Below are 25,248 nucleotides of genomic sequence, written 5' to 3'. Positions count from 1 at the left end.
GGCTTCTGGTTCGGGGACCAGTATCATCAGTTCTGGGTGCGTGACCCCCGTGGTGCCACGCGGGGCGAGGTTCCACCCCTGTCGAGAGCGGGTTCCTGTAGCCACCATGGTGAAAATTCCTCGAGGGTTTGCGGCCAGTTATCACGTATCGCCAGAAGGGGAGGGAGCACTTCCGGCTCCATTTCGGGTGGCGGCATGGCCATGGCCCGGCGCGGGGCAGGAATCCCCGCTTCCTCGGGCGAATCCACGATCCACTGGTGTGTTTCGTCAACGAAATGCAGGTCGACGCCAGCTTCGCGCCACCAGTTCATGGCGCCTGCAAGGGCCTGTGCCGGGGTCAGATTTGCGTGTTCACCCATCGCGCGGGTCTTGACCTGCCGGTGCGCAGCAATCAAGGCGATAAATAAAGAATGTGCCAAATGACGTTGCCCAAAGGCAAACGGGGAAACAGGACTGCAGGTCATGAGTGAACGTGAATCGATGCCGTATGACGTCGTTATCGTAGGTGGAGGCCCCGCAGGTCTCTCCACCGCGATCCGGCTGAAGCAACTGAACGCGGACCTTTCGGTCTGTATCCTTGAAAAAGGGTCGGAAATCGGCGCGCATATTCTTTCGGGGGCGGTAATCGATCCGAAGGCGCTCGATGAACTGTTGCCGACATGGCGCGATGATGGCTGCCCGATGGCGGAAACGCCCGTCACGGACAACTGGCACTGGTTCCTGACCAAGAACGGCAAAATGCCAATTCCGCACCTTCTGATGCCGCCATTCATGTCGAACGACGGCAATTATACGGGGTCGCTCGGCAATCTGTGTCGCTGGCTGGCAGGCAAGGCCGAAGAACTCGGTGTTGAGATTTTCCCCGGCTTCCCGGCCGCAGAAGTGCTCTATGATGATAAGGGCGCGGTCATCGGTGTACAGACCGGCGACATGGGCGTGGGCCGAGATGGCGAGCATAAGGGCGACTATCAGCCCGGGATGAACCTTCTCGCCAAGTACACCGTGTTTTGCGAGGGCGCACGCGGCCACCTGACCAAACGCCTGAAGGCACGGTATGACCTTGAGCGTGACAGTCAGCCGCAGAAATATGGCCTCGGCATCAAGGAACTGTGGGACATTGATCCTGACAAGCATGTCCCGGGCCGCGTGTTGCATACGCAGGGCTGGCCCCTCTCGGAAAGCGGCAGCGGTGGTGGTGGTTTCCTCTACCATCAGGCCAATAATCAGGTGGCTCTCGGTTTCGTTACCACGCTCGATTACGCCAATCCTTACGTTTACCCGTTCGAAGAATTCCAGCGCTGGAAGCAGCACCCGGAAATTCGCAAAATTCTCGAAGGCGGCAAGCGCGTTTCGTATGGTGCGCGCGCGATCAACGAAGGCGGCTGGCAGTCCGTGCCGAAACTGGCGTTCCCGGGCGGTGTGCTTGCAGGGTGTTCGGCCGGTTTCGTGAACGTACCGCGCATCAAGGGCAGCCACACCGCGATGAAGAGCGGCATGCTTGCCGCAGAAGCGATCGCCGCCGCTGTTGCCGCTAACCGTGAGCATGACGAACTGAACGCGTTCGATGATGCCGTGCGCGATAGCTGGATCGCCAGCGAACTGAAGCTGGTTCAGAATGCCGAGCCGCTGCTCGCCAAGTTCAACGGTGACCTGTTTGGCGCCGCGCTCGCCAACGTGGACATGTGGCTGCGCTATCTCAAGATGCCGATTTTCCCGGCGATGAAGCATCATACCGATGCTTCTGAGACCCTGCGTGCGGACTTGTTCGAGCCGATCAAGTATCCCAAGCCCGATGGTGTGATCAGTTTCGATCGCCTGACATCGGTTTCGTTCTCGTTCACCAACCACGAGGAAGACCAGCCGTGCCATCTGCAGCTTAAGGACCCCGCGGTTCCGACGCAGATTAACCTGCCCGTTTATGCCGGGCCGGAAGCAAGATACTGCCCGGCAGGGGTCTATGAGTTCGTCGGTATCGATGAAGGGGAACCGCGTTTGCAGATCAACGCGCAAAATTGCGTTCACTGCAAGACCTGTGACATCAAGGATCCGACCCAGAATATCGATTGGGTCACGCCGGAAGGTGGCGGCGGGCCGAACTATCCCAATATGTGAGGACGGGCTTGGCTTTTACCGAAACTGCCTATGCCAAGATCAACCTCGCGCTGCATGTTCGCAAGCGGCGCGAGGATGGTTATCATGAACTGGAAACCGTTTTTGCATTTGTCGATGCCGGAGATCGTCTGACAGCGCGCAACGCCGTCGCTGACGCGTTGACATTGTCTGGTGAGTTCTCCGGGCAATTGACTGGTTCATTTGATAATATTGTCTCCCGCGCGTTGACGTCGCTCCCCCGAGCGGAAGGGCTCGCGATCCATCTTGAAAAGAACCTGCCTGTCGCGGCTGGTCTGGGAGGTGGATCGGCCGACGCCGGCGCGATTTTTCGCTTGATCGAACGTATGCATGGCCTGCCCGATGACTGGATGGTGCGGGCCGGACGATTGGGGGCGGATGTTCCCGCCTGCGTCGAAAGCCTGACGTGTCTCGGACTTGGTACAGGAACCGACCTGCATCCCGTCGACAGCGATCTATCGGGAACGCCGGTTTTGTTGGTGAACCCTCGTAGGCCGATGCCCACCGGGCCAGTGTTCGCAAACTGGGATGGGCTGGATCGGGGCGCTTTGCCTGTCGGTCCGGTCAGTCGAATGGCGCTGGAAGGTCGCAACGATCTTGAAGCGGCGGCAATCGGGCTATGTCCCGACATCGCAACAGTGCTGGAGGAACTGCGGGGCACCGGTGCCTTTTTGGCGCGTATGTCCGGCTCGGGCGCAAGTTGTTTTGCTCTGTTCCGAAGCCATGGCGTCATGGATAATGCGTTGATGGAAATAAGGAAGAAGTATCCGGAATGGTGGACTCTGACAGGTCTGTTGCGATGAACGCTGAAGCCTGGCGAGTCATGGGCACACCGCGTTTCGGCGGTATTCTGGTCGTGGCGGATCATGCCTCCAACACGGTGCCGGATGACATCGATCTGGGTATCGATCCCGCGCTGCTTTCCAACCATATCGCCATAGATCTTGGCGTTGCGGGCGTCGCCGAGCAGATGACAGAACGTGCTGGAATCGCAGCATTTCTCGGCAACGTCAGTCGGCTTGTGTGTGATTTCAACCGCGAGGAGCACGCGCCCGGAGTGGTGCCGATTGCCAGCGACGGCCATGCGATACCGGGGAACGCGCTCGGTCACGATGGGCATGAAGCGCGTTTGGCACGCTTTTTTCGGCCCTATCACACGGCATTGGCGGAACTTCTGGACGCGTCTCCTCCGCTACTTATCGTATCATTGCATAGCTTTACGCCAAACCTTTCAAGCAATCCCGAAGAGATTCGACCTTGGGATTGTGGGGTGCTTTACAACGCAAATGATGCCGCGGCCCGGCTTGCGATCCCTTTGCTTCAGGCGGAAGGCTTGGAAGTGGGGGACCAGCTTCCTTATTCGGGAAAGCTGCTTAACGCGACAATGAACCGCCATGCGGAAGCGGACGGCCGCAACTATTTCGGCTTGGAAATCCGGCAGGACCGGATTGAGACGGCTGAGATGCAGGCGCTTTGGGCGGAGCGGCTGGTGCGGATATGCAATCGCGTCGCGCTGGCGCTTGGCGGGTAGGAATGCCGCGAACGAATCCCTATCTCTGTATTTTCCGCTTCGGCTGAACCCTTACCTGCGGTAGAGGGCCGCCAAGCAAACCGATACCGTGATTTACCCGGAGTTCTGACCATGCCCGCCTATCGTTCCCGCACTTCCACTCACGGCCGCAATATGGCCGGTGCTCGTGGCCTCTGGCGTGCGACCGGGATGAAGGATAGCGATTTCGGCAAGCCGATCATTGCCGTGGTGAACAGTTTTACCCAGTTCGTTCCTGGCCACGTCCATCTGAAGGATTTGGGCCAGATGGTCGCGCGCGAGATCGAGGCCGCAGGTGGTGTTGCCAAAGAATTCAACACGATTGCGGTCGATGATGGCATTGCCATGGGCCACGATGGGATGCTCTACAGCCTGCCGTCGCGCGATCTGATCGCTGATAGCGTCGAATACATGGTCAACGCGCATTGCGCTGACGCCATGGTCTGCATTTCCAATTGCGACAAAATCACGCCGGGCATGCTCATGGCGGCGCTGCGGATCAATATCCCGGTCGTGTTCGTTTCGGGCGGACCGATGGAGGCGGGCAAGGTTATCCTGCGGGGCAAGGAGCATGCGCTCGATCTGGTTGACGCCATGGTTGCCGCGGCGGATGAGAGTTACACGGACGAGGAAGTGCAGACGATTGAGCGTTCTGCATGCCCGACATGCGGTTCGTGTTCGGGAATGTTCACCGCCAATTCGATGAACTGCCTGACGGAAGCGCTGGGCCTGTCTTTGCCGGGCAATGGTTCGACATTGGCAACGCACGCAGATCGCAAGAACCTTTTCCTCGAGGCAGGGCGTCTCGCGGTCGATCTCTGCCGCCGGTATTACGAGCAGGACGATGAAAGCGCGCTGCCGCGCAATATTGCCGGGTTCAAGGCCTTTGAAAACGCGATGTCTCTGGATATCGCGATGGGCGGTTCCAGCAACACCGTGTTGCATCTTCTGGCCGCGGCTTATGAAGCCGGAGTTGATTTCACGATGGCCGACGTTGACAGGCTCTCGCGCAAGGTTCCGGTTCTGTCGAAGGTTGCCCCGGCGAAAGCCGATGTCCACATGGAAGACGTGCACCGCGCAGGCGGGATCATGGCCATCCTGGGCGAACTGGATCGCGCCGGCCTGCTGCACACCGATCTGCCCACGGTACATAGCGTGACGCTTGCCGATGCGCTGAACCGTTGGGATATTGGACGGACCAACGACGCGGAAGTGCAGAATTTCTTCCTCGCGGCGCCGGGCGGCGTTCCGACGCAAACCGCGTTCAGCCAGAATCGCCGGTGGGAATCGCTGGATCTTGATCGCAAGGAAGGGGTCATCCGTTCGGCGGAGCACGCGTTCAGCAAGGACGGCGGGCTGGCAGTTCTTTCCGGTAATGTCGCGCTGGATGGCTGCATTGTCAAAACGGCAGGCGTGGACGAATCAATCCTGACGTTTTCCGGTCCGGCCAAAGTCTACGAAAGCCAGGATGCTGCGGTTGCCGCCATCCTGACAGGGCAGGTTGTTGCCGGTGACGTGGTGGTTATCCGCTATGAAGGGCCGCGCGGCGGGCCGGGTATGCAGGAAATGCTTTATCCGACCAGCTATCTGAAATCGAAAGGGTTGGGGGCCGCCTGCGCGCTTATCACCGATGGCCGTTTCTCGGGCGGCACCTCCGGCCTGTCGATCGGACATGTTTCGCCCGAAGCTGCGGAAGGCGGCGTTATCGGTCTTGTTGAAACAGGCGATACGATCGCGATCGATATTCCCAATCGGACGATCAGCCTGTTGGTGGGCGATGAGGAACTGGCCGCACGTCGTGTCGCGATGGAAGCCCGCGGTGATGCCGCATGGCAGCCTGTGAAGCCGCGCAAACGGCAGGTTTCGGTCGCCTTGCAAGCGTACGCCGCGATGACGACCAGTGCTGCACGCGGGGCGGTTCGCGATCTTTCGCAGATCAAGCGCGCCTGAAAGTGGCGAAAGGCGGGTATCTGGCCGGCCTGGGGGGCTTGCTGATGCTTTCGGCCTGCTCCTCCGGTGACGGGTACCCACTTGCAGCCACCGACGCGGAAAGTCTCGATTGCGCCCTGAATGGTGCGTCCGATTTCGCAGCCGATTGCGCAGTGGAACGCAGTCGACATGGTGAGGTGTTGTTGTTGACCGTGCGTCATCCAGACGGTGGCTTCCGGCGATTTGAAGTGCTGAACGATGGGCATGGTCTTGCCGTGGCCGATGGCGCGGTAACGGCACGCACTACCCTGTCCGGCGAAACGCTCGAACTGGCGGTGGAGGCAGATCGCTATCGTTTCCCTGTCACCCTGGCGAAACACGATGCCCAACCCTGATCAGATTCTGACGGTTGCCCAGATGCGCGCAGCGGAACAGGCGCTGATCGACGCCGGAGAAACTGTCGACAGTCTGATGCGCACAGCCGGTTGCGGCGGGGCCGAATATCTCTGGCGCATCGCCGGTCATCGTGCTGTGACTGTCTTGTGTGGTCCTGGGAATAATGGGGGCGATGGCTATGTAATCGCAGAACATTTGCGATCACGAGGGGGCGATGTCACAGTCGTATCCCTGTCTGATCCCGCAACCTCTGCAGCCCGTGATGCCCGCGCCGCATTTGCTGGCCCAGTCCTACCGGCAGATGCCGGGCCCAAAGGCGATGTTCTCGTCGATTGCCTGTTTGGCAGTGGCCTTAGCCGTCCTCTGGAACCGGCGGCGATAGCTCTGCTTGGCGATCTCGCGGCGAGCCATGACAGGCTGATCGCCATCGACATGCCCAGCGGGGTGGATGGCGATGCGGGATTGCCGTTGAACAGCGATCTGCCAAGGTGCGACGTCACATTGGCGCTGGGTGCGTGGAAATATGCACATTGGCTGATGCCATCAGCCGCGATGATGGGCGAGCGCCGCCTTGTTCCCATCGGTGTCGATGCGGTGGACGGGGCAGGGCAACTGATGGGCAGGCCTGCATTGGCCGTTCCCGCCCTCGATGCGCACAAATATACGCGAGGGCTGGTGCTCGTAGTGGCCGGAGAGATGCCTGGGGCCACATTGCTGGCCAGCAAGGCTGCGATGGCGGGCGGGGCTGGCTATGTGAAGCTGGCGACCGCTGCGGTCCTCCCCCAATGTCCTGCCGATCTTGTGACCGTGGCGTATCCTCTGGATCAAGTGCTGGACGATGCGCGGATCGGGGCGGTTCTGATCGGGCCGGGAATGGGACGATCAGAAGCCATGGTTGAACGGTTGCGGGCTGTGCTCCGGTGGCGTGGTCCTCTGGTTCTGGATGCTGATGCGCTCATGTTGCTGGAACCGCAGATGCTGGCAGGCCAGCGTGGCATTGTCATCGCGACTCCACACGAAGGCGAACTTGCCCGGCTTGCGAAGCTTTACGGTGTGGCAGGGGAATGCAAGTTGCAGACAGCCAAGGCGCTGGCTGCAGCGAGCGACATGGTGATTGTTGCCAAAGGCCCCGATACGGTGATTGCGGTGCCGGATGGACGAATCGTCGTGGCCCCGCCGGCGACAAGCTGGCTATCCGTGGCTGGAACGGGCGATGTTCTTGCCGGACTGATTGTCAGCCGTCTTTCTGCGGGGACAGATCCGCTAACCGCTGTGTGCGAGGCCGTCTGGCTGCATGGTGAAAGCGCGAGGAGAGCCGCTCCGGCCTTTAGCGCCGAAGGACTAATTGCACATATTTCTGCATCTTATGCATCATGTTTGTAAGAGTTTCCTATGATTGAAGATGTCGAGATTGTCCGCATCGCGGCTAAGGGGGACGGCGCCACGTCCGACGGCCGCCATTTTGCCGGAACGGTACCGGGTGATCGGGTTCTTGACGATGGAACGGTGCAACCCGGCCCGCATCATATCGTGCCACCGTGTCGCCATTTCGGATCATGCGGGGGGTGCGAACTGCAGCATGCGGATGATGTGGTCCTGTCGCGGTTCGTGACTGAGCGTGTGGCCTATGCCGCGCAAGGGCAGGGGCTGACACCGGTCGTGATGGAACCGGCGCATCTGTCACCACCATACAGCCGCAGACGCGCCACATTGCATGCCGTGAATGGTGGTGCAGGTCCGCTTATCGGCTTTAGGGAAGCGAAATCGCATCGTCTGATCGGATTGCAGGAGTGCCACATCCTTGCGCCGGAATTGTTTGCCCAGGTCGGGCCACTGCGTGCGCTGCTGGCCCGGAGAAAGGGGAAGTACGCGATCGACATCACTCTGACTTTGACTGATCAGGGTGTTGATGTCGGTATTAAAGGGCTGACGGTGGAGGGGCTGGCCGAAACCGAGGGGTTGCTCGATTTCGCCCGCGAACGGAACCTTGCCCGGCTGACGCTGGATATGGGCTATGGCCCGGAAGCCATGTGGGAGCCGGAACCGGTCACGGTATCTCTGGCGGACGTGCCCGTGGGCTTTCCAACCGGTGCATTTCTTCAGGCGACGGCCGATGGAGAGGCCGCGTTGGCGGCATCGGCACGCGCGTGGCTAACGGGCGCACGCACGATTGCCGATCTTTTCTCCGGATTGGGAACATTTGCCTTCGCGCTGGCCGAGCCGACCAAAGTGCTCGCCGTGGAAGCGGCGCAGGATGCCCATCTGGCGTGCAAGGCGGCGGCCAGCCGTTTGCAGAAACCCGTCCATGCGATGCATCGTGATTTGTTCCGTAATCCGTTGCAGCCGGATGAATTGAACCGGTTCGATGCCGTCCTGCTCGATCCCCCGCGCGCGGGCGCACGTGAACAGGTCAAGCTTCTGGCGGAAAGCACGGTTGAACGGATCGTGTATGTTAGCTGCAATCCCATAAGTTGGGCCCGTGATGCCGCTATTCTGGCAGGTGGGGGTTATCAGCTGGCCCAGCTTCGACCGGTGGGGCAGTTCCGCTGGTCGACGCATGTTGAGCTTGTCAGTCTGTTTGTGCGATCAACACCTCAATAATTTGATTAAAAAGCCAAATTTTTGATTCTTCTTCCGCGAATGCGTGGCTCGCGTTGGGGCATCTGGCAATGCGCGGGTCGCCGGCGGGCCACTCCGATTCAAAGATTTGTGCCGTCCGGTCCCGGCCAGCCAGCAGGAGGTGAACCGGCGCGTTGCATGCTGCAATGCCTTTTGCGACCTCTGCTGCGAGGGAACTGACGGGGCGGGGCGGAGCTATTGCCGCTAATACGCCATGGAACAACCCCTTTAGCGATACCTTGCCGGTGAGCAGGCGCCATATTTCCGCAGGGTTGCGCAGTTTTTGCGCATATCGTGAACGGATCGCCGTGGGGGGAGGAAGGGCGTCCGCATCCTCGATCGTCCAGGGGTTGGCAAGAATCAGCGCGTCGAGCCTGAGATCGCCATGCAGGACGAGCGCGCTGGCGGCATCGCAAATGCCAAAGCCGACGATCCGGCGGACCTTTGGCTGGGCGATGCGAAACTGCGCAAGGGCAGCGGCAAGGTCTGGCCCGCTGCTGCGGAATCCACCATTCGCACCGCTGCTGTCACCGACCCCGCGCCGGTCAAAGCGAAAGACGGGAAAGCCACTTGCGGCGATTTTGGCGGCGATCTGGGCCTGTCCGGAGAATGCCCCCGACCGCAGTTCGTTTCCTCCGGAAACCATGAGCAGGCCGACACTCCCTACGGCGGCATCGAGAGTGCCCGCGAGTTGTTCGCCCTCGCACCCGAACAGGAGGTGGCTACGGTTCATGCGGCGAGATTTCCGGCTATCAGTGTCGCAAGCGCATGGGCTTGCGAAGGGGATTCATCCGGCTCTGCCCGCAACCACAACCCGCTGCCCCCGATTTGATCCTGGGCAATTGGCGTCAATCTGCCATCTTGTGGCGCTTGCGCGTCTTGCAGGCCTGAAAACAGGCCGGGCCCCATGCGATAGCCTGCAAGGTCAATCCCGGTTGCTGTGCCTGCAGCTTGCAGGGATTCCATGGTTTCGGTCAGGCCAGCCTCGCGAGAGGCCACAATGCGCGCCCGAAGCAGGTGACGGAGCGCCATCGCACCGGAAATCGGAGCGTAACTCCATCCTGTGATATCGGGTGGGGTCAGCACTGCCCCTGCGCGCAGGGTCAACAGATGGGTCGGGCCGAAGAAGCGTCGAGCGTTTGAAACTGCGTTATGCCAGTCCGCCAACGACACAGTGCCGAGCGATACCAAGCTTTCATTGCTACCGGGCAGGTCGGGCAGAAAACTGTCGATCCCGCTGTTGTCCAACTGCCTCATAACATCCAGCGTCAGGCGCCGGAGCTTGTGCCCTTCATCGAACAGGGCCGGCAGGATCAAGAGCCGGGCAGGGCGCCCGCGATCGAAAGTGAATGCATATTCGGTCCGCGGCTCGGCAGTGTCTGTCGGGCAAGGCCACGATGCAATCACGTATGCCGTTCAGCCCCTGGAACGCTTCGACTCGGCGAATGCGAGCAGCGCGCCATAGGTTTCGAGCAACTCGCCATCGACCTCGTCGTCATCGATCACGATATCGAACCGGTCTTCCATTTCAGTAAGAAGGGTCGCAACCGCCATTGAGTCAAGCTCGGGCAAGTGGCCGAAAAGCCCTGTTTCAGCAGTGAAAGCGGCGACTTTTTCCGCATCGATACCGAGAACGTCAGACAGCACACGCCGAAGGCTCGCGTCGGTGGCGCTGCCTTGCAGGGCTGGTACGCTGGATGCGCTTTTATCCGATGTGTCGCGAATGGGTTGTTCTTTCGCCATATGGTTCCCTTGGCTTCGCCCCCTAGCTAGCAGATGTGCCGCTTGCAAGACGCCGCAACGCGGCGCGTGCGATGTGCGGCCAACTCGCAACACGCGTGGGGTTATGACAATCCAGTCGAAACCGGAGCCGCACCTCTTCCATCCAGTCGGACTTGTATGTGTCATCCCCGGTGCCGAAATCGACGAGTTCGACCCGGTCGTTATCGATCACATGCTCCATCAGCGCGGCCGTCAGGGTCGTCCCCGGCGAAAGCTTTTGCGCATCCGCGCGATGTGCAAGTTTGTGAATGTAGGCGGTGCCGTTTTCGACAGTCCAGAATTGTGCTGCAACCGGACGATTATCATGATGCGCAATGCCTAACCTTAGGCGCCCGGCAGCAGATTCCGTTTGGGCAAATTGTTTTAGAAACGCCGGATTGCCTTCGGACGGTTTCCAGCTATTCGCATATATATCTTCGTATGTATCCCACATATCTTGTTGAAATTCATTGCATATTGAAACATTCACGCGTTTGCCTTTACGGGCCAGTGTGGTGCGTAGTGTGCCGGGGCGCTCTGCGAGATACGCGGCGTAGGACCGGCCATTTATCCGCAGCACATGATTGATGTCGCAAGCTTGGCGCTGGACGAACCATCCCGCAGTCCGAAAGGCCTGTTCGAGCATCGTTGCAGTGTTGTCTTCATCGGGGAGCGGTGACAGGACAATCCTGCTGACCCGTTTGCGGAGGTTCTGAGCCAAGGCTTGAAGCAAGGAGAGTGATGCCTCGGTATCACTCGCCAGGGGGCGCCAGATGAAAGCATACCAGTTGATAAATGAGTCCAGCCGACCGTGGGATTTTCGCAAGGGAAGCGCCGAGATTGCCTCTCCACCGCTGGCCACGCAGAGAAATAAATCATTATTTACATCTAATTGAGTGATGTTCTTGAACCATTCCAAGCGATTGAACGGTCCGTCTGGCGTCAGTTTTGCCTCTTGCAAGACATCCATGCTGTCGTGATAGCTGACTGCAATCACTTCATTCCCCTTTCGGAGCCGCTCTGCCCCATGCCAATTCCGCTCGATCCCGATGCGAGGCCGATGGATCACCTTGCTGAATTCGGCAAGGCGGAAGACCTCGCGCTGATCCTGCGTGACAAGGCGCTTACCTATCAAGACTTAAGAGCGCGTATAGCGAAACTGGCGGGTTGGTTGCGTGTGAAAGTGCCGGAACCCGGTGCGCGCGTCGCAAGTTGGGCGGCGAAGGGCGAACTGACATGTTTGCTGCCTCTGGCGGCGGCACGGGCCGGTCTGGTCTATGTTCCGATCAATCCCTTGCTCAAACATACGCAGGTTGTGCACATTTTACAGGATAGTGGCGCCGCTCTTTTGCTCGGAAATAGCGCGCGTCTCACATCACTGGAAACAGCGGACGTTCCTGCCGGTTGCCGGTTGACTGAAGAGACGGATGTTTGGGCCGAGGTCGAGGATGCGGCGACTGCTTTGCCAGCTTCGGACGCCAATCCCGCGGATCTTGCAGCCTTGCTTTACACCAGCGGTTCAACAGGGCGCCCCAAAGGGGTCATGCTCAGTCATGCCAACCTTTGGCTCGGTGCCGTTAGCGTTGCGCACTATCTCGGGCTGGAGGCGGATGACGTCACGCTGGCGGTTTTGCCGCTATCGTTCGATTACGGGCAAAATCAATTGCTCTCGACCTGGCGGGCGGGCGGTTGCGTGGCTCCGCTCGATTACCTGACCCCACGAGATGTCACGAAGGCATGTGCCAAATACGCGATTACGACGCTTGCCGCCGTTCCGCCGCTCTGGGTGCAGTTGACGGAGCTCGATTGGCCGGAAGCAGCAACTGTGGCCATGCGACGCTTGACCAACAGTGGTGGCGCCTTGACGTCAGATCTGGTCATGCGGCTCAGGCAGATGTTTCCGAATTCCGCGTTATTTCCGATGTATGGCCTCACCGAAGCATTCCGTTCCACGTACCTTGATCCGGCGCTGGTTGACAGTCACCCGACCTCTATGGGGAAGGCAATCCCCTTCGCCGAAGTGCTGGTTATCAATGATGATGGCGCTGTCGCGGCACCCGGGGAGGAAGGGGAACTCGTGCATTGCGGTCCCCTCGTCGCATTGGGATATTGGCAGGACCCGGAACGCACGGCCGAACGTTTTCGCCCCGCACCAGTGGGTTCCGCGTATGGCGGGATGGCGGTCTGGTCGGGTGATCGGGTCAGGCGTGATGCCGGTGGTTTGCTCTATTTCGTCGGACGGCGTGACGCCATGATCAAGAGCGCCGGCAATCGCATCAGCCCGCAAGAGATCGAAGATACGGTGCGGGCAACGGGATTGGTGGCGGAGGCGATTGCGATCGGTGTTCCCGATGCCCGTTTGGGGCAGGCCATTCACCTGATCGTGCGCGCAGCGCCCGATGCGGTCGACGCGGCGGCGATTTTGCCTGGTCTGCTTGCTAAAGAGCTGCCGAATTTTATGAGGCCGCATCACATCCACTGGCGCGAGGCTATGCCCCTTAATCCCAACGGAAAGATCGACAGGGCAGTATTGGCACAGGAGTTGGGCACATGAAGCCGCTGGGGCCGATACCTGCAGGATTTGGCGTCACGAACGGAGAACTTACGATCGGTGGCCTCGCGGTGCGTGCCCTGGTCGAAAGGGCGGGGGATACTCCGCTGTTCGTCTATTCCGGCGACCTTATACGTCAGCGTGTTGCGACTTTGCGGTCTGCTATGCCCGATCGCCTGAAGATACATTATGCTGTAAAAGCAAATCCCCTACAGTCCATAGTTCAGCAAATGGATGAGATCGTCGACGGGTTCGACATTGCATCGGGCGGTGAGTTGGAACTGTTGCGCGCTGCGGGTGTTGATCTCGGTCGGGTCAGCTTTGCGGGCCCGGGCAAGCGCGATGCAGAGCTGGAATTGGCCATAGCGGCAGGTGCCGTGCTCAACCTCGAATCGGAATCGGAAGCACGGCGGGCCTTGGCCATTGCTGACCGTGTGGGGCTGACGCCGCGTCTGGCCGTGCGCGTGAACCCGGATTTCGAACTCCGTGGATCGGGCATGAAGATGGGCGGCGGGGCGAAGCCGTTCGGTCTCGATGCCGAGCGGGTACCCGCTCTTGTGCGGTCGCTGATAGCGGCCGGTGCAGACTGGCACGGCCTGCATATCTTTGCTGGCAGCCAGGCGTTAAGCGCGGAAGCGATCATTGAGGCGCAGGCAAATACCTTGGGGCTGGCAGCGCGCCTTGCCGATGAAATCGGGGTTCCACCGCAGCATTGCAATATGGGTGGCGGCTTTGGCATTCCTTATTTCGCCGGTGATCTCCCGCTCGATATCGATGAAGTGGGGGCAGCCTTGGCGCAGCGCTTCGCCGATTTGCCGGATGATCTTTCGCAAACTGAATTCTGCATCGAACTTGGCCGTTATCTCGTTGGCGAAGCGGGTGTTTATCTGACGCGGATCGTGGACCGAAAGGAGAGCCACGGTGAGATTTACCTGATTACAGATGGCGGGTTGCATCACCAGCTGGCAGCATCGGGCAATTTTGGCACAGTGGTTCGCCGCAATTATCCGGTTGCCATTGCGACCCACTTCCTTGCGGCGGCGACAGAAGAGGTAAATGTCGTGGGTTGCCTCTGCACGCCGCTTGATCGTCTGGCTGACAAGGCGTTTCTGCCGCGCGCGGACGTTGGCGATATCGTGGCTGTGTTTTGCGCCGGTGCCTACGGCGCCAGTGCCAGCCCGGCGACGTTTCTTGGTCAGGGGCCAGCGCGCGAAATTCTGGTGTGACGACCGCTTATCCGTTGATCGCGAAGCGGAATAGTCTCGGCCCTATCGTCCCATTTTGAGACGATGTGCAAATATGCCTCCGAAATAAGGTATTAGGAGGCAGAAGGCTAATAGTCTGTTCACCCTTTTTTGCCATAGCGCATGTGGATCTGCAGTCGTGCGATTCCAGCCATTTCCTGGTTGGTTTTCACCGCCTTAACAAGCCGCAAGGACGCGTAACGATGTACAATGCCCGGTTCTCCCAGACGCTGATGGCCGGTTTTGCCGGGATGCTCGCCCTGACGGGATGTAGTGCAACCTCGGGCGGGGGCCAGTTGCCACCCGCACAATTCGTTGCGTTGCAGGAAGGCCCGAGTGAAGAGTACGTCATCGGCCCTCTTGATGAACTGACCATTCACGTATGGCGTAACCCGGAATTGGGTGCGAGCGTGCAAGTGCGACCTGATGGACGTATCACGACACCGTTAGTCACTGACATGCCAGCTGTGGGTAAGACCCCTTCGATGCTGGCCGACGATATTCGCCTGCAATTGTCCCAATATATCAATGAACCACTGGTTTCCGTGATCGTGAACAAGTTTGCGGGCACGTTCAGCCAGCAAGTGCGTGTCGTGGGGGCAACGGAAAAGCCAGCCTCGATACCCTATCGTGCGAATATGACCTTGCTGGATGCCATGATCGCAGTTGGCGGGCTGAGCGAGTATGCAGCCGGCAACCGGGCTAAGCTCATCCGTTTCGACAAAGAAAGTGGCAAGCAACAGGAATACAATATCCGCCTGGGGAACCTGCTTAAAAAAGGTGATAGCAAAGCCAACGTCCTGCTGATGCCGGGTGATGTCATCATCATCCCTGAAAGCCTGTTTTAAAGTGGTTTCGGGATAATGAACGGTCTTTACGAAGAGCTTCTGGCCGCGCTTCATTCGGTCTGGAACCGGAGGTGGCTGGCGTTGGGCGTGGCCTGGGCGGTGTGTCTGCTCGGATGGCTGGTCGTTGCCATGATCCCGAACACATACGAATCGAAAACGCGGATTTTTGTGCAACTCGAGGATGTGCTCGCACAGCAGGTCGGTATCGGATCGGGGAGCATAAAACGCGATATCGAACGTGTGCGGGAAACGATGACAAGTTCGATCAACCTCGAAAAGGTCATCCGGTCCACCCGCATGGGCGATGAAATTACGTCGCCACGCCAGATGGAAGCCGCAGTTGCCGGATTGGCGAAGCAAATTCAGGTGAAGAGTGAAAAAGAAAACCTCTTCGAAATCACTGCGCAATCAGGACGTAGCGATTTTTCCGAAGCCGAGAACGCGAGGCTGGCTCAGGAGATCGTGCAGAAGATGATTGATATCTTCCGCGAGGAAAACCTTGCCGGTGGTCGTGGGGAGATGCGTGAGACACTGGCGTTTCTTGATCAGCAACTCGCGTCACGTCAGAAAGATCTGGAAGCGGCGGAACAGAAGCGACTGGCGTTTGAAGCCCGGCATCCGCAATTGATTGGCGGTGCGCAGGGGTTGGCCCAAAAGCTCGACACCACAAGCGATGCCATGCGTAATGTCGAGGCCGATCTTGCGGCAGCGCAAAGTGCGCTTGCGGCCATTGATGGCCAACTGGCTGGTACGCCGCGGACAATCGTGGTGCCTGGGCAGGGCGGCGGTGCTCGGGGCGCGTTGGCGCAGGCCGAGAACGATCTGGCCGTGATGCGGGGCAGAGGGCTTACCGATAGTCATCCCGATGTGATTGCTCTGGTCAAACAGGTTGGCCTGTTGCGGAAACAGGCGGCGGAAACGGGCGGCGATGCGGGGATGCCCAATCCGGCCTACACCTCGCTGGTGTCGATCCGTGCCGATCGCCAGGCAACTATCTATGCGTTGCAAGCGCGCAAGGCGGCTTTGCAATCGGATATCACGGCGATCGCCGCAAATCAGAGCGCCGAACCGGGTGTGGCGGCTGAGGCGCAGAGAATTAGCCGAGATTACGATGTATTGCGCCAGCAATATGATAAACTGCTGCAGGATCGGGAAGAGCTTCGTCTGCGCGGACAGGTGGAGAACGAGCGGAACGCGATCAAGTTTGAAGTGATCGATCCGCCCAGCACGCCGCGTGTCCCGGCGGCCCCGAACCGTCCTTTGCTTTTGCTGGGTGTGCTGTTCGTTGGGCTTGGCGCAGGTGTAGGCACGGCATTTGCCCTGGGCCAGTTGCGCTCTACCTTCGCAACGGCGAACAAACTGGAACGGGTCACTGGTCTGCCGGTTCTCGGGACCGTTTCCTATACGACGACAGAATCCGTCAAAATCCTGCAAGCGCGGCGTAACAAGCAGTTCGCGGGCGGTTGTGCGGCATTAGGCGGGCTATTTGTCGTTCTTCTGGCCATTGAATTCATCCAGCGCGGCAGCGTGGCGTAAGGAACGGGACAATGACCGATCAAAGCAATCCGCCCACACCGCCGAAAAAAGCGCCTGACGGTAACTCGTTGCTGGAACGGGCCACCAAAGCATTCGATATTGGGGGGCTCACGCCTGCACCGGTGCCCGCCGATATCGTGGCACCAGCGACGGTGCGAGCGCCTTCAAGAGCGGTGGTGCGCGATTCTGCCGCTGCGGTTGCAACAGGCGAAGCATTCCCTGATCAGCCCCCCCTTATTCAGCCAACGCGTGATGATGCAGCAGAACCGCAAGTGGCGCATGTTGATCATTCAGCGCCTGTCGGACCCCTCGACCCGGAGCCTTTGCACACCAGGGCAATCGCCTTCGCCGGCGAGCAGCAGCGTATTGATCGCACGCACCTTCGCGAACAGGGCATGATCCTGCCGGAAGGCGCGGTAACGGGCTTGCTGGAAGAATTCCGTATCGTGAAGCGGCAAGTGCTCGAAACGGTGCGTGCTTCTCTCGCGCGCAACAAGGGCAGTCGCGGCCAGCGGGTGCTGATCTGTTCGCCCCATCCCGGAGAGGGCAAGACGTTCTGCGCTGTCAATCTGGCGTTGTCGGTGGCCGCAGAAAAAGACAGCGAAGTGCTGTTGGTTGATGCCGATTTCGCGAAACCTTCGGTGCTGTCCACATTGGGATTGCAGGGTGGGCCCGGTTTGATGGATGCGCTTGCCGATTCATCGCTCGCTATCGAAGACTGCGTGCTTACAACGGATGTTCCCGGTCTTTACGTGCTGCCTGCCGGTAGTCAGGCGAACCACGACAGCGAATATCTTGCAAGCAGCCGCACAGGAGAACTGCTGGATCGACTGACGCAGGGCGCCCCCAATCGTATTGTCATCTTCGATTCCCCACCGGCATTGGCGGCCTCGCCCGCTGCCGAACTGGCCAAGCATGTGGGGCAGGCGGTCCTGGTGGCTCGCGCGGACGAGACCGGGCAAAATGCACTTGAGGATGCATGCCATCTTTTGTCGGCATGCCCGGATATACGGCTTTTGCTGAATGCCGCGCGTTTCAGCCCCAGTGGGCGCAAGTTCGGCTCTTACTATGGTTATGCAGAGTGATTGGGGTGAAATCAGCCATGCGCCACTGGCCGGTGTTGTGCGGTGCCTTGCTGTTCGGGGTTCCCGTCGCAGCGCAGGATTTGCCCCAGGGCGATGCGACGCGGGGTAAGGGCGTGGGGCGTGTGGAAATCGCGCCCTATATCGAAGCCGCACAGGTTCTGACGGCAGAGCTGTCACCAGGCAGTGACACCGTGACTTACACGCGGGTCGCTGCGGGCGTTGATGCGACCGTAAACGGCCGCAATACCACGGGCAGCGTTTCGTTAAGATACGAACGCCACTTTGGCTGGGGCAAGCACGCCGAAGATGGTGATTCCCTGAGCGGTTTGGCGCGGGTGTCGGCGGCGATCGTTCCTCGTGTTCTGACGATTGAAGCGGGTGGTTTGGCCGCCCGTACCAGCACCAAGGGCGGCGGTCGTTCGTTGGCCGGGGGGTATGAGCGGGGTGACGACACCACGCAGCTCTATTCGATCTACGCCGGGCCTTCGCTGCACACGCAGATAGCCGATGTCGCGGTCAGCGCAAACTACCGGTTCGGTTACAATCGGGTCAACGCTGGGGACTCTGATGTTGTGGTCGATGGCAAAGATCTGGATGTGTTTGATGAAAGCACGACCCATGTCGCGAACATTCATGCCGGGACCCGTCCCGGCGATGTTCTGCCCGTTGGGCTTGGCATAGGCGCGGGCTGGAATCGTGAGGATATCTCCAATCTCGATCAGCGGATCGATGATCGTCACCTGCGGGCGGATGTAACCGTTCCTGTCGGCCAGACGGTCGCGCTTGTCGGCGGGATCGGTTATGAAAAGGTCAGAATTTCTCACCGTGATGTGTTGCGCGACGAAAACGGTGATCCGGTTGTCGGGGCCAATGGCTATAAAACGGACAAGGATAAGCCGCGCCAGATCGCATATGATGTGGATGGGATGATCTGGGACGTGGGGTTGATCTGGCGGCCGTCGCCACGCACCTCTCTGGAAGCGCATGTCGGTCGCCGCTACGGATCGGCGACCTATTACGGCAGCTTCGGCTGGCAAAGCTCGCGCAGGAGCACGGTCAATATCTCGGTCTACGACAGTATCGCGGGCTATGGGGGGCAATTGAACCGCGCGCTAGTTTCGCTGCCCACAAATTTCGAAGCAATCCGTGATCCGATCACAGGAGAGTTGAACGGTTGCGTCGGTAGCCTCAAGGATGCTGGCTGTATTAACGGTGCGTTGGGTGCGTTGCGTTCTGCCACGTTCCGTGCACGTGGCATCTCGGCCAGCTACTCGCTCGAGATGGGACGGTTTACCACCGGTGTCGGCGTCGGTTACGATCGTCGGAAATACATTGCTGGCAGGGGAACCATCCTGGAATCCATAAACGGTGTAACGGATGAGAACATCTGGTTGGCGGCCTATTTGAATGGTCGGCTCAGCGAACGTGGCAGTTTCTCCACCAACGTCTTCGCGAACTGGTTCAGCAGTGGCTTTAACCTCGGTAGCGATGGCGCCGCGTTCGGTGTTTCGGCAGCCTACAATCACCTTCTGACACGCCGTCTCGTGGCAACCGGGGCGCTCGGCATCGAAGGTATCACCTACGAACGCGATGAGGACAGCTGGATCGCTTCAGCCCTCGTTGGCATGCGATACGCATTTTAAGCCCTGGGAGCAGACGGACAATGTTTGAAAAATATTACGGGCTGACTGGAAAGCCTTTCCAACTGACCCCGGACCCGCAGTTCTATTTTGAAAGCCTGACCCATCGCAAGGCTTTGTCATATCTGGGATACGGGCTGGCGCAGGGCGAAGGTTTCATTGTTATCACCGGGGAGGTCGGGGCCGGGAAATCGACTCTGGTCGAACATCTTGTCGCCACCAGCGATCCGTCCAGGCTGACAGTCGGCAAAATTGTGACCAGCAGGTTGAACGAGGAAGAGATCGTTCACGTTATTGCGCAAAGCTTCGGTCTGGACATCGATGGGCATGATAAGGCATCTGCGCTCGGGGCGATCGAGGCATTTCTGCACGATGAGGCACGTGCAGGGCATCGCTGCCTGCTCGTCGTCGATGAATCGCAGAATCTATCGGTCGAAGCGCTTGAAGAATTGCGCATGTTGTCGAATTTCCAGCTCGGCGCGCATCCGCTGCTGCAAACGCTGTTGCTGGGCCAACCGGAATTTCGCGCGACCCTTCAGGGCCACCCACGGCTTGAACAGCTTCGCCAGCGCGTGATTGCGTCGCATCATCTCGAGGCGATGCAGGAAGACGAAGTTCAGCGTTATGTGGAACATCGGCTGGCGCGTGTGGGATGGAACGGTCTGCCTTCGTTCGATGCGGATGTCTTTTCCGAATTGTATGGTGCGTCGAGGGGTATTCCGCGGCGTATCAACGTGATCGTCAATCGGTTGCTGTTGCTGGGCGCGGTGGAACAGTGCGCGCATATCGATGCCGACATGCTGCGGTCGGTTGTCGCGGAATTGCAGATTGATGGCGGGGAGCCGGAACCTGAAGAAACACAGGTCGAATACGAACAGCAACACATCGCAACGGTGATGGAGCGGCAGTTGGACGTGGCGAAAGAGGCAGGGAGCACGCCACAGGCTCATGTTGATACGGCGATTTTCGAAGCGATGCTGGCGGAACGGGATGCGATGATTGCGGAACTTCAGCAGGCCGTGATCGAATTGTCTCAGGCTCAGGAGATTGCGGTCGCTGGTGGTGCCCCCGCGTTGACCGATCTGGCCGCCCGGCTGGACGCGCTTGATGCGCGGATCACCGATCAGGAAAGTGCGATCCGACATACACTGAATATGCTGATCGAATGGATAGAAAGCGATGGGTTGAAGCCCATCGCGGCCTGAGGAACGACAGGTGCGCAACGGGGGGGCGATCAACGGGCTGTCGGTGGACGTCGAGGACTGGTTTCATGTCGGCGCGTTTGAAGATGTGATCGCAAGGGGGAACTGGGAAAGCCTGAGTGATCGGGTCGAACGCAATGTTCTGGAAATTCTCGATCTGTTCGACGAGGCAGATGTCCGGGCGACATTCTTCACATTGGGCTGGGTGGCAAAACGCCATCCCGCCTTGATGCGGCGCATAGCAGATAAGGGGCACGAGATTGCCAGCCATGGGTGGGATCACGCCCGTGTGCACACCATGGATCGCAAGCAGTTCGGTGAAGATATCGCCCGGGCGCGCAAGGTTATCGAAGATGCCTCCGGAACTGCGGTGACGGGTTACCGCGCGCCGAGCTTTTCCATAGATCAGCGTACGCCATGGGCCTACGCGGAACTGGCGGATCAGGGCTATACCTACAGTTCCAGTGTCGCGCCGATTGCGCATGACCATTACGGATGGCGGGAAGCGCCGCGCTTCGCCTTTCGCCCCTTGCCGTGGTCTGACCTTCTGGAAATACCGGTCACCACTGCGGAACTGGGCGGCAAACGTCTGGCGGCAGGCGGCGGGGGATTCTTCCGTGTCCTGCCCTATGCGTTTTCACGCTGGGCTATTCGGCAAGTCAATCGACGGGATAGCAGGCCAGCGGTGTTCTATTTCCATCCATGGGAAATTGATCCCGGTCAGCCTCGGGTTGAAGGCGCGCCATTGAAATCGCGTCTGCGCCATTACACGAACCTTCACCGTATGGGCGACAAGCTGCGGCAACTGGTACATGATTTCGCATGGGGGCGGATGGATGTTCTGGCCCATCGGGAAGGTTTGCGGCTGGCGCAGGAAACAGCATGAATGCGCCTTTCGATTTTCAATCGGATATGAGCCTCGCCATACGCCCGGCTGATTTTACCGACCCTGTCGCAATCGCGCGGATCGAAGCGTTTGTTGCCGATTGCGATGCGGGTGCCGTGTTTCATCGCCCCGCATGGCTGCAAGCGGTCGAGATGGGGACGGGTCAGGCTGCTGTCGGGATCTCGGCAGAAAGGGCGGGGCGTGTTGTCGGATGGTTGCCGCTGACCGAAGTGCATTCCCCGCTGTTCGGCCGTGCGCTGGTGTCGAGCGGCTTTGGGGTGGGCGGAGGTATTCTCGCCACCGATCAGGCGGTCGCCGCGAAGCTGGCGCACGCTGCTGAAGAGCTGGCGTTGCGGCATAGCTGCGCGACCGTGGAATTGCGAGGCGGTGCCTTGCCTCGGCAATGGGATGCGCGGCATGACAGCCATTGTGGTTTTGCGGCACCCCTGCAGCCAGACGACGAGACGCAATTGCTGGCGATCCCGCGCAAACAACGCGCAGAAGTGCGCAAGGGCCTCGATGCAAATCTGCGTGTTCGTGTGGGCACGGACGAGGTCGATCGCGCGGCGCATTATGGCGTCTATGCCGAAAGCGTCCGCAATCTCGGAACACCGGTGTTTCCGCGTAGTCTGTTCGATGCCGTGCTGGATCGGCTCGATGCCGATATTCTGACTGTTCACCATGACGGAGAGCCTGTTGCCAGTGTCCTGTCCCTGTATCATCGAGGCGCCGTGCTGCCTTATTGGGGGGGCGGGACATTTGCTGCGCGCGGGCTCAGGGCGAATGACCGCATGTACTTCGAATTGATGCGGCATGCGCGGTTGCGCGGCTGCGCGATTTTCGATTTCGGTCGCTCGAAAACGGGAAGTGGCGCCTATCATTTCAAGCGAAACTGGGGCTTTGAAGCCAGACCTTTGTCCTATGCGACGTGGAATGCCCCGGGGCACGCGGCGCGGGATGTCGACCCAACGAGCGCACGCCATGCGGCGCGGATTGCCCTGTGGAAGCGTCTCCCGCTCGCGCTTGCCAATCGTCTTGGGCCGTTCATCGCGAAAGGGCTGGGATGAACGGGGACATCCTCTTTCTCGCACACCGATTGCCCTATCCCCCTGACAGGGGCGACAAGATACGATCGCACCACATTCTGCGTCGCCTTGCCCGTATCGCGCCTGTCCATGTCGCGACTTTCGCCGATAGCGATACCGATTGGGCACATGAGCCGCAGCTTGCGGAGATCGCGAAAACCCATTGCCTCGTTCCGCGAACCAAGCCTTTGTGGCGCGCTGGTGTCGAGGCGTTGTGGGCCGGTGAACCTGTCAGTCTGGCTGCATTTCGGGACGTGCGGCTTGCCGAATACGTGCGGCAGACCATCGCGAACGAGCGGATCGGGATGATTTATATCTATTCCGGGCAGATGGGGCAGTATCTACCCCCGGATTTTGACGGGACGGTGCTGGTCGATCTTGTCGACGTCGATTCAGCGAAATTTGATGCTTACGGTCAGCGTGGACGTTCGCCACGTGCGTGGATCGATGCGCGCGAGGGGCGCTTGTTGCGCGTGGAAGAGGAACGGTTGGCCCATCACGCGGATCGGACCTTCTTTGTCAGCGAAGCAGAAACTGATTTGTTCCGTGCGCGTCTCGCGAGGCCCGTGGGTGTTCATGCGGTTGCCCTGCGCAACGGGATTGATGCCGCGTTCTTTGATCCAGATGAGTCCCGCGGTCGGCCTGCGGGGTTCGAAGGAGCGGGGCCTCATCTCGTCTTCACCGGACAAATGGATTACGCCCCCAATATCGCTGCGGCAGAACGCCTGATGGCGCGGCTGATGCCGAAATTGCGGCGTCGCTATCCGGATGCCCAAAGCCATATCGTGGGGCGCAATCCGCCGTCTTCGCTCATGCAGTTCGATGGTCGCGACGGTTGCCGCATTTGGGGAGAGGTGCCCGATGTCAGACCGTATGTGGCTTCGGCCGATATTGTTGTGGTGCCCTTGGAAATCGCCAGAGGTGTGCAAAACAAGGTGCTGGAGGCGATGGCGATGGCGCGCCCTGTTTTGCTGACCGAAGGTGCTGCCACCGGAATCGGCGGTGAGGATGGGGTCCATTATATAATCGCGAATAGTGACGATGAGATCGTGCAGCGCGCGTGTGCATGTATCGATGATCCCGTGCGAAGGCGCGGCATCGGGCGTGCCGCGCGACAGTTCGTGATCGATAGCCTGGGGTGGGAAGCGGTTCTTGCGCCGTTGGCGGCATTGGTCGAGAAATCCAGCAAGAGGAGTGAGAGCCGCGATGCCGCCTGACGCCTTGCCCATCCGGGGGACCGTTGGCGATATGCTGGCGCGCATCCCGGCAGTCTGGCGCGCACCGCTGTTGCGTCTGGCGGGCACCTGGCTTTTGCTGGTCATCCTGTTTCGGGATGACTGGGGCGATATGGCGGCGCAATGGTGGAACAGTTCAACTTATAACCATGTGCTGCTCGTCCCTGTTATCCTGATCTGGCTGGTGCTGCTCAGGCGCGATCAACTGCGAGTGATTGTTCCCCATTCGTGGTGGTTGGGACTTGTTCCGTTTGCCGGCGCGCTGTTCCTGTGGATGCTGGGGGCGTTCTCGGGGCTCAATCTCGCGCGGCAACTGGGCGCGGTGTTGATGCTGCAAGGGTCATTTCTGGCTTTGATGGGGCCACGGGTTGCCTGGGGTCTGTTGTTCCCATTGGCCTACATGCTTTTCCTCGTGCCTTTTGGCGATGAACTCGTCCCGTTTCTGCAGATGGTTACCGCCAGAATTACCATTGCCCTGACGCACTGGAGTGGCATTCCCGCTTACGTTGACGGTGTCTTCATTGATACGCCTGTCGGCCTGTTTGAGGTGGCCGAGGCATGTTCCGGCGTAAAATTCCTCATTGCTATGATCGCATTGGGAACACTGGTCGCGCATATCTGTTTCCGCAGTTGGCGGCGGCGCCTTGCCTTGATGGTGGCCTGCGTGGTGCTGCCCGTTATCGCCAACGGGATACGGGCTTGGGGGACGATTTATATCGCGCAGTTCCGGGGCGTGGAATTTGCCGCAGGCTTCGATCACATCTTCTATGGCTGGATATTCTTTGCGATTGTCATGGCGGCTATTCTGGGGTTGGCATGGCGCTTCTTTGACCGATCGATCGATGATGCCTTCATCGATGGTACGCGCATCATGACATGGCCCCTGCCGCGCTGGTTGGATGGTCAGGCATTGCCGTGGAAGATCATGATGGGGCTGGCGCTGCTGCTGGCGCTTGGTCTGGCATGGACGGGTGCGGCAACGCGGCTCTCCGCAGCCATGCCGCAACAGATTGCGCTGCCCGACGTGCCGGGGTGGAAACGCGTGAACTATGCGCCAAAGGTGTGGTGGGCGCCGCGCGCCGCTGGGGCCGCGCATCGGCTGCTCGGCCGGTATGAGGATGCGAAAGGCCAGCAGGTTGATGTGTTCTTTGCACTCTATCCTGACCAGAACGAGGGACGCGAGGCTGGCGGATTTGGTGAGGGGGCGTTGATGCCCGATAGTCCGTGGTCGTGGATCGGTAACGGCGCGATGATGGACGGTGCGCAATCCGAACGCTTTCTGGCGCAGGGGCAAAGCCCGGAGCCTGTCGAGCGACTGGCCGCAACATGGTATCGCACCGGCCCGCTTCTGACCGGAAGCAATAGCCGGCTGAAGCTGGCGGTCATGGAGAATCGCGTGCTCCTGCGCGATGATGCCACGATGACGTTGATCGTTTCCGCGGAGGAACGCTCCGGATTTGGCGCACGGCAGAGTGTGGCGGATTTTCTTGCAACGATCGGGCCTGTCGGGGAATGGATGGACCCGATCGCCGATCTGCCGTAGCGCCCCGAT

At 59.6% G+C, this 25,248-nt stretch carries 23 protein-coding genes; 18 read left to right on the top strand and 5 right to left on the bottom strand.

Annotated elements, in window-relative coordinates:
* Positions 1 to 26: 26 nt before the first annotated feature.
* Complete coding sequence (locus tag EGO55_RS20345) at positions 27 to 359, bottom strand: hypothetical protein (RefSeq protein WP_124916832.1); 333 nt, start codon at positions 357 to 359, stop codon at positions 27 to 29.
* Positions 360 to 462: 103 nt separating this feature from the next.
* On the opposite strand from EGO55_RS20345, the gene EGO55_RS20340 reads away from it, so the two are divergent.
* The 7 genes from EGO55_RS20340 (at position 463) to EGO55_RS20310 (ending at position 8,605) form a co-directional block, all read left to right on the top strand.
* Positions 463 to 2,112, top strand: coding sequence for an electron transfer flavoprotein-ubiquinone oxidoreductase (locus EGO55_RS20340; protein ID WP_021688910.1), 1,650 nt, complete (start codon positions 463 to 465; stop codon positions 2,110 to 2,112).
* Between the two features lie 8 nt (positions 2,113 to 2,120).
* Positions 2,121 to 2,933 (top strand): 4-(cytidine 5'-diphospho)-2-C-methyl-D-erythritol kinase, encoded by an 813-nt coding sequence (locus tag EGO55_RS20335; protein WP_021688909.1) that lies wholly within the window; start codon positions 2,121 to 2,123, stop codon positions 2,931 to 2,933.
* Positions 2,930 to 3,661, top strand: a complete 732-nt coding sequence (locus tag EGO55_RS20330) for an N-formylglutamate amidohydrolase (RefSeq protein ID WP_040714994.1) — start codon at positions 2,930 to 2,932, stop codon at positions 3,659 to 3,661. Before EGO55_RS20335 ends, EGO55_RS20330 begins: the two co-directional genes overlap by 4 nt.
* A 111-nt stretch (positions 3,662 to 3,772) precedes the next feature.
* Entirely contained in the window at positions 3,773 to 5,629 is a 1,857-nt protein-coding gene (ilvD, locus tag EGO55_RS20325; protein WP_021688907.1) for a dihydroxy-acid dehydratase, read from the top strand.
* Positions 5,630 to 5,631: 2 nt separating this feature from the next.
* Entirely contained in the window at positions 5,632 to 6,003 is a 372-nt protein-coding gene (locus EGO55_RS20320; protein WP_021688906.1) for a hypothetical protein, read from the top strand.
* The gene (locus EGO55_RS20315) at positions 5,990 to 7,387 is read left to right on the top strand and encodes a bifunctional ADP-dependent NAD(P)H-hydrate dehydratase/NAD(P)H-hydrate epimerase (protein WP_021688905.1); all 1,398 of its coding nucleotides are present in this window, start codon (positions 5,990 to 5,992) and stop codon (positions 7,385 to 7,387) included. The genes EGO55_RS20320 and EGO55_RS20315 overlap by 14 nt, the downstream gene beginning before the upstream one ends.
* A gap of 9 nt (positions 7,388 to 7,396) precedes the next feature.
* On the top strand, positions 7,397 to 8,605 hold the full coding sequence (locus EGO55_RS20310) for a class I SAM-dependent RNA methyltransferase (protein WP_021688904.1): 1,209 nt from the start codon (positions 7,397 to 7,399) through the stop codon (positions 8,603 to 8,605).
* On the opposite strand, the gene EGO55_RS20305 is transcribed toward EGO55_RS20310, so the two are convergent.
* The 4 genes from EGO55_RS20305 to EGO55_RS20290 form a co-directional block, all read right to left on the bottom strand.
* The gene (locus EGO55_RS20305; RefSeq protein WP_021688903.1) at positions 8,574 to 9,356 is read right to left on the bottom strand and encodes a hydrolase 1, exosortase A system-associated; all 783 of its coding nucleotides are present in this window, start codon (positions 9,354 to 9,356) and stop codon (positions 8,574 to 8,576) included. The two genes, EGO55_RS20310 and EGO55_RS20305, sit on opposite strands and share 32 nt — an antisense overlap.
* Entirely contained in the window at positions 9,353 to 9,940 is a 588-nt protein-coding gene (locus EGO55_RS20300; protein WP_210766598.1) for an alpha/beta hydrolase family protein, read from the bottom strand. Before EGO55_RS20300 ends, EGO55_RS20305 begins: the two co-directional genes overlap by 4 nt.
* Positions 9,941 to 10,039: 99 nt before the next feature.
* Complete coding sequence (locus tag EGO55_RS20295; protein ID WP_021688901.1) at positions 10,040 to 10,366, bottom strand: phosphopantetheine-binding protein; 327 nt, start codon at positions 10,364 to 10,366, stop codon at positions 10,040 to 10,042.
* 22 nt (positions 10,367 to 10,388) lie between these two features.
* Positions 10,389 to 11,381 (bottom strand): GNAT family N-acetyltransferase, encoded by a 993-nt coding sequence (locus EGO55_RS20290; protein ID WP_021688900.1) that lies wholly within the window; start codon positions 11,379 to 11,381, stop codon positions 10,389 to 10,391.
* Between the two features lie 30 nt (positions 11,382 to 11,411).
* Between EGO55_RS20290 and EGO55_RS20285 the strand changes: the two genes are divergently transcribed.
* The 11 genes from EGO55_RS20285 to xrtA all read left to right on the top strand — a co-directional run bounded on the left by EGO55_RS20285 (position 11,412) and on the right by xrtA (position 25,239).
* Positions 11,412 to 12,938 carry an acyl-CoA ligase (AMP-forming), exosortase A system-associated gene (locus EGO55_RS20285; protein ID WP_021688899.1) on the top strand — a complete coding sequence of 509 codons (1,527 nt, stop codon included), beginning with the start codon at positions 11,412 to 11,414 and terminating at the stop codon, positions 12,936 to 12,938.
* On the top strand, positions 12,935 to 14,161 hold the full coding sequence (locus EGO55_RS20280; protein WP_021688898.1) for a pyridoxal-dependent decarboxylase, exosortase A system-associated: 1,227 nt from the start codon (positions 12,935 to 12,937) through the stop codon (positions 14,159 to 14,161). The genes EGO55_RS20285 and EGO55_RS20280 overlap by 4 nt, the downstream gene beginning before the upstream one ends.
* Before the next feature lie 251 nt (positions 14,162 to 14,412).
* Positions 14,413 to 15,027 carry an XrtA/PEP-CTERM system exopolysaccharide export protein gene (locus EGO55_RS20275; RefSeq protein WP_040715041.1) on the top strand — a complete coding sequence of 205 codons (615 nt, stop codon included), beginning with the start codon at positions 14,413 to 14,415 and terminating at the stop codon, positions 15,025 to 15,027.
* A 15-nt stretch (positions 15,028 to 15,042) separates the two neighbouring features.
* Positions 15,043 to 16,563, top strand: a complete 1,521-nt coding sequence (locus EGO55_RS20270; RefSeq protein ID WP_021688896.1) for an XrtA system polysaccharide chain length determinant — start codon at positions 15,043 to 15,045, stop codon at positions 16,561 to 16,563.
* A gap of 11 nt (positions 16,564 to 16,574) precedes the next feature.
* Positions 16,575 to 17,648: an AAA family ATPase gene (locus tag EGO55_RS20265; RefSeq protein ID WP_021688895.1), complete on the top strand. Its 1,074-nt coding sequence runs from the start codon at positions 16,575 to 16,577 to the stop codon at positions 17,646 to 17,648.
* Between the two features lie 17 nt (positions 17,649 to 17,665).
* Positions 17,666 to 19,291, top strand: coding sequence for a hypothetical protein (locus EGO55_RS20260; RefSeq protein ID WP_021688894.1), 1,626 nt, complete (start codon positions 17,666 to 17,668; stop codon positions 19,289 to 19,291).
* 20 nt (positions 19,292 to 19,311) lie between these two features.
* Positions 19,312 to 20,493 (top strand): XrtA/PEP-CTERM system-associated ATPase, encoded by a 1,182-nt coding sequence (locus tag EGO55_RS20255; RefSeq protein ID WP_021688893.1) that lies wholly within the window; start codon positions 19,312 to 19,314, stop codon positions 20,491 to 20,493.
* A gap of 10 nt (positions 20,494 to 20,503) precedes the next feature.
* Positions 20,504 to 21,376, top strand: coding sequence for an XrtA system polysaccharide deacetylase (locus EGO55_RS20250; RefSeq protein WP_021688892.1), 873 nt, complete (start codon positions 20,504 to 20,506; stop codon positions 21,374 to 21,376).
* Positions 21,373 to 22,443: a FemAB family XrtA/PEP-CTERM system-associated protein gene (locus EGO55_RS20245; protein WP_021688891.1), complete on the top strand. Its 1,071-nt coding sequence runs from the start codon at positions 21,373 to 21,375 to the stop codon at positions 22,441 to 22,443. Before EGO55_RS20250 ends, EGO55_RS20245 begins: the two co-directional genes overlap by 4 nt.
* Positions 22,440 to 23,678 carry a TIGR03087 family PEP-CTERM/XrtA system glycosyltransferase gene (locus EGO55_RS20240; RefSeq protein ID WP_021688890.1) on the top strand — a complete coding sequence of 413 codons (1,239 nt, stop codon included), beginning with the start codon at positions 22,440 to 22,442 and terminating at the stop codon, positions 23,676 to 23,678. The genes EGO55_RS20245 and EGO55_RS20240 overlap by 4 nt, the downstream gene beginning before the upstream one ends.
* On the top strand, positions 23,668 to 25,239 hold the full coding sequence (gene xrtA, locus EGO55_RS20235; protein WP_021688889.1) for an exosortase A: 1,572 nt from the start codon (positions 23,668 to 23,670) through the stop codon (positions 25,237 to 25,239). Before EGO55_RS20240 ends, xrtA begins: the two co-directional genes overlap by 11 nt.
* Positions 25,240 to 25,248: the final 9 nt, after the last annotated feature.

This window comes from Caenibius tardaugens NBRC 16725 (genome assembly GCF_003860345.1).
GTDB classification, from domain to species: domain Bacteria; phylum Pseudomonadota; class Alphaproteobacteria; order Sphingomonadales; family Sphingomonadaceae; genus Caenibius; species Caenibius tardaugens.
Note: the sequence above shows the minus strand (reverse complement) of the source record. Positions and strands in the feature narration are given on the sequence as shown.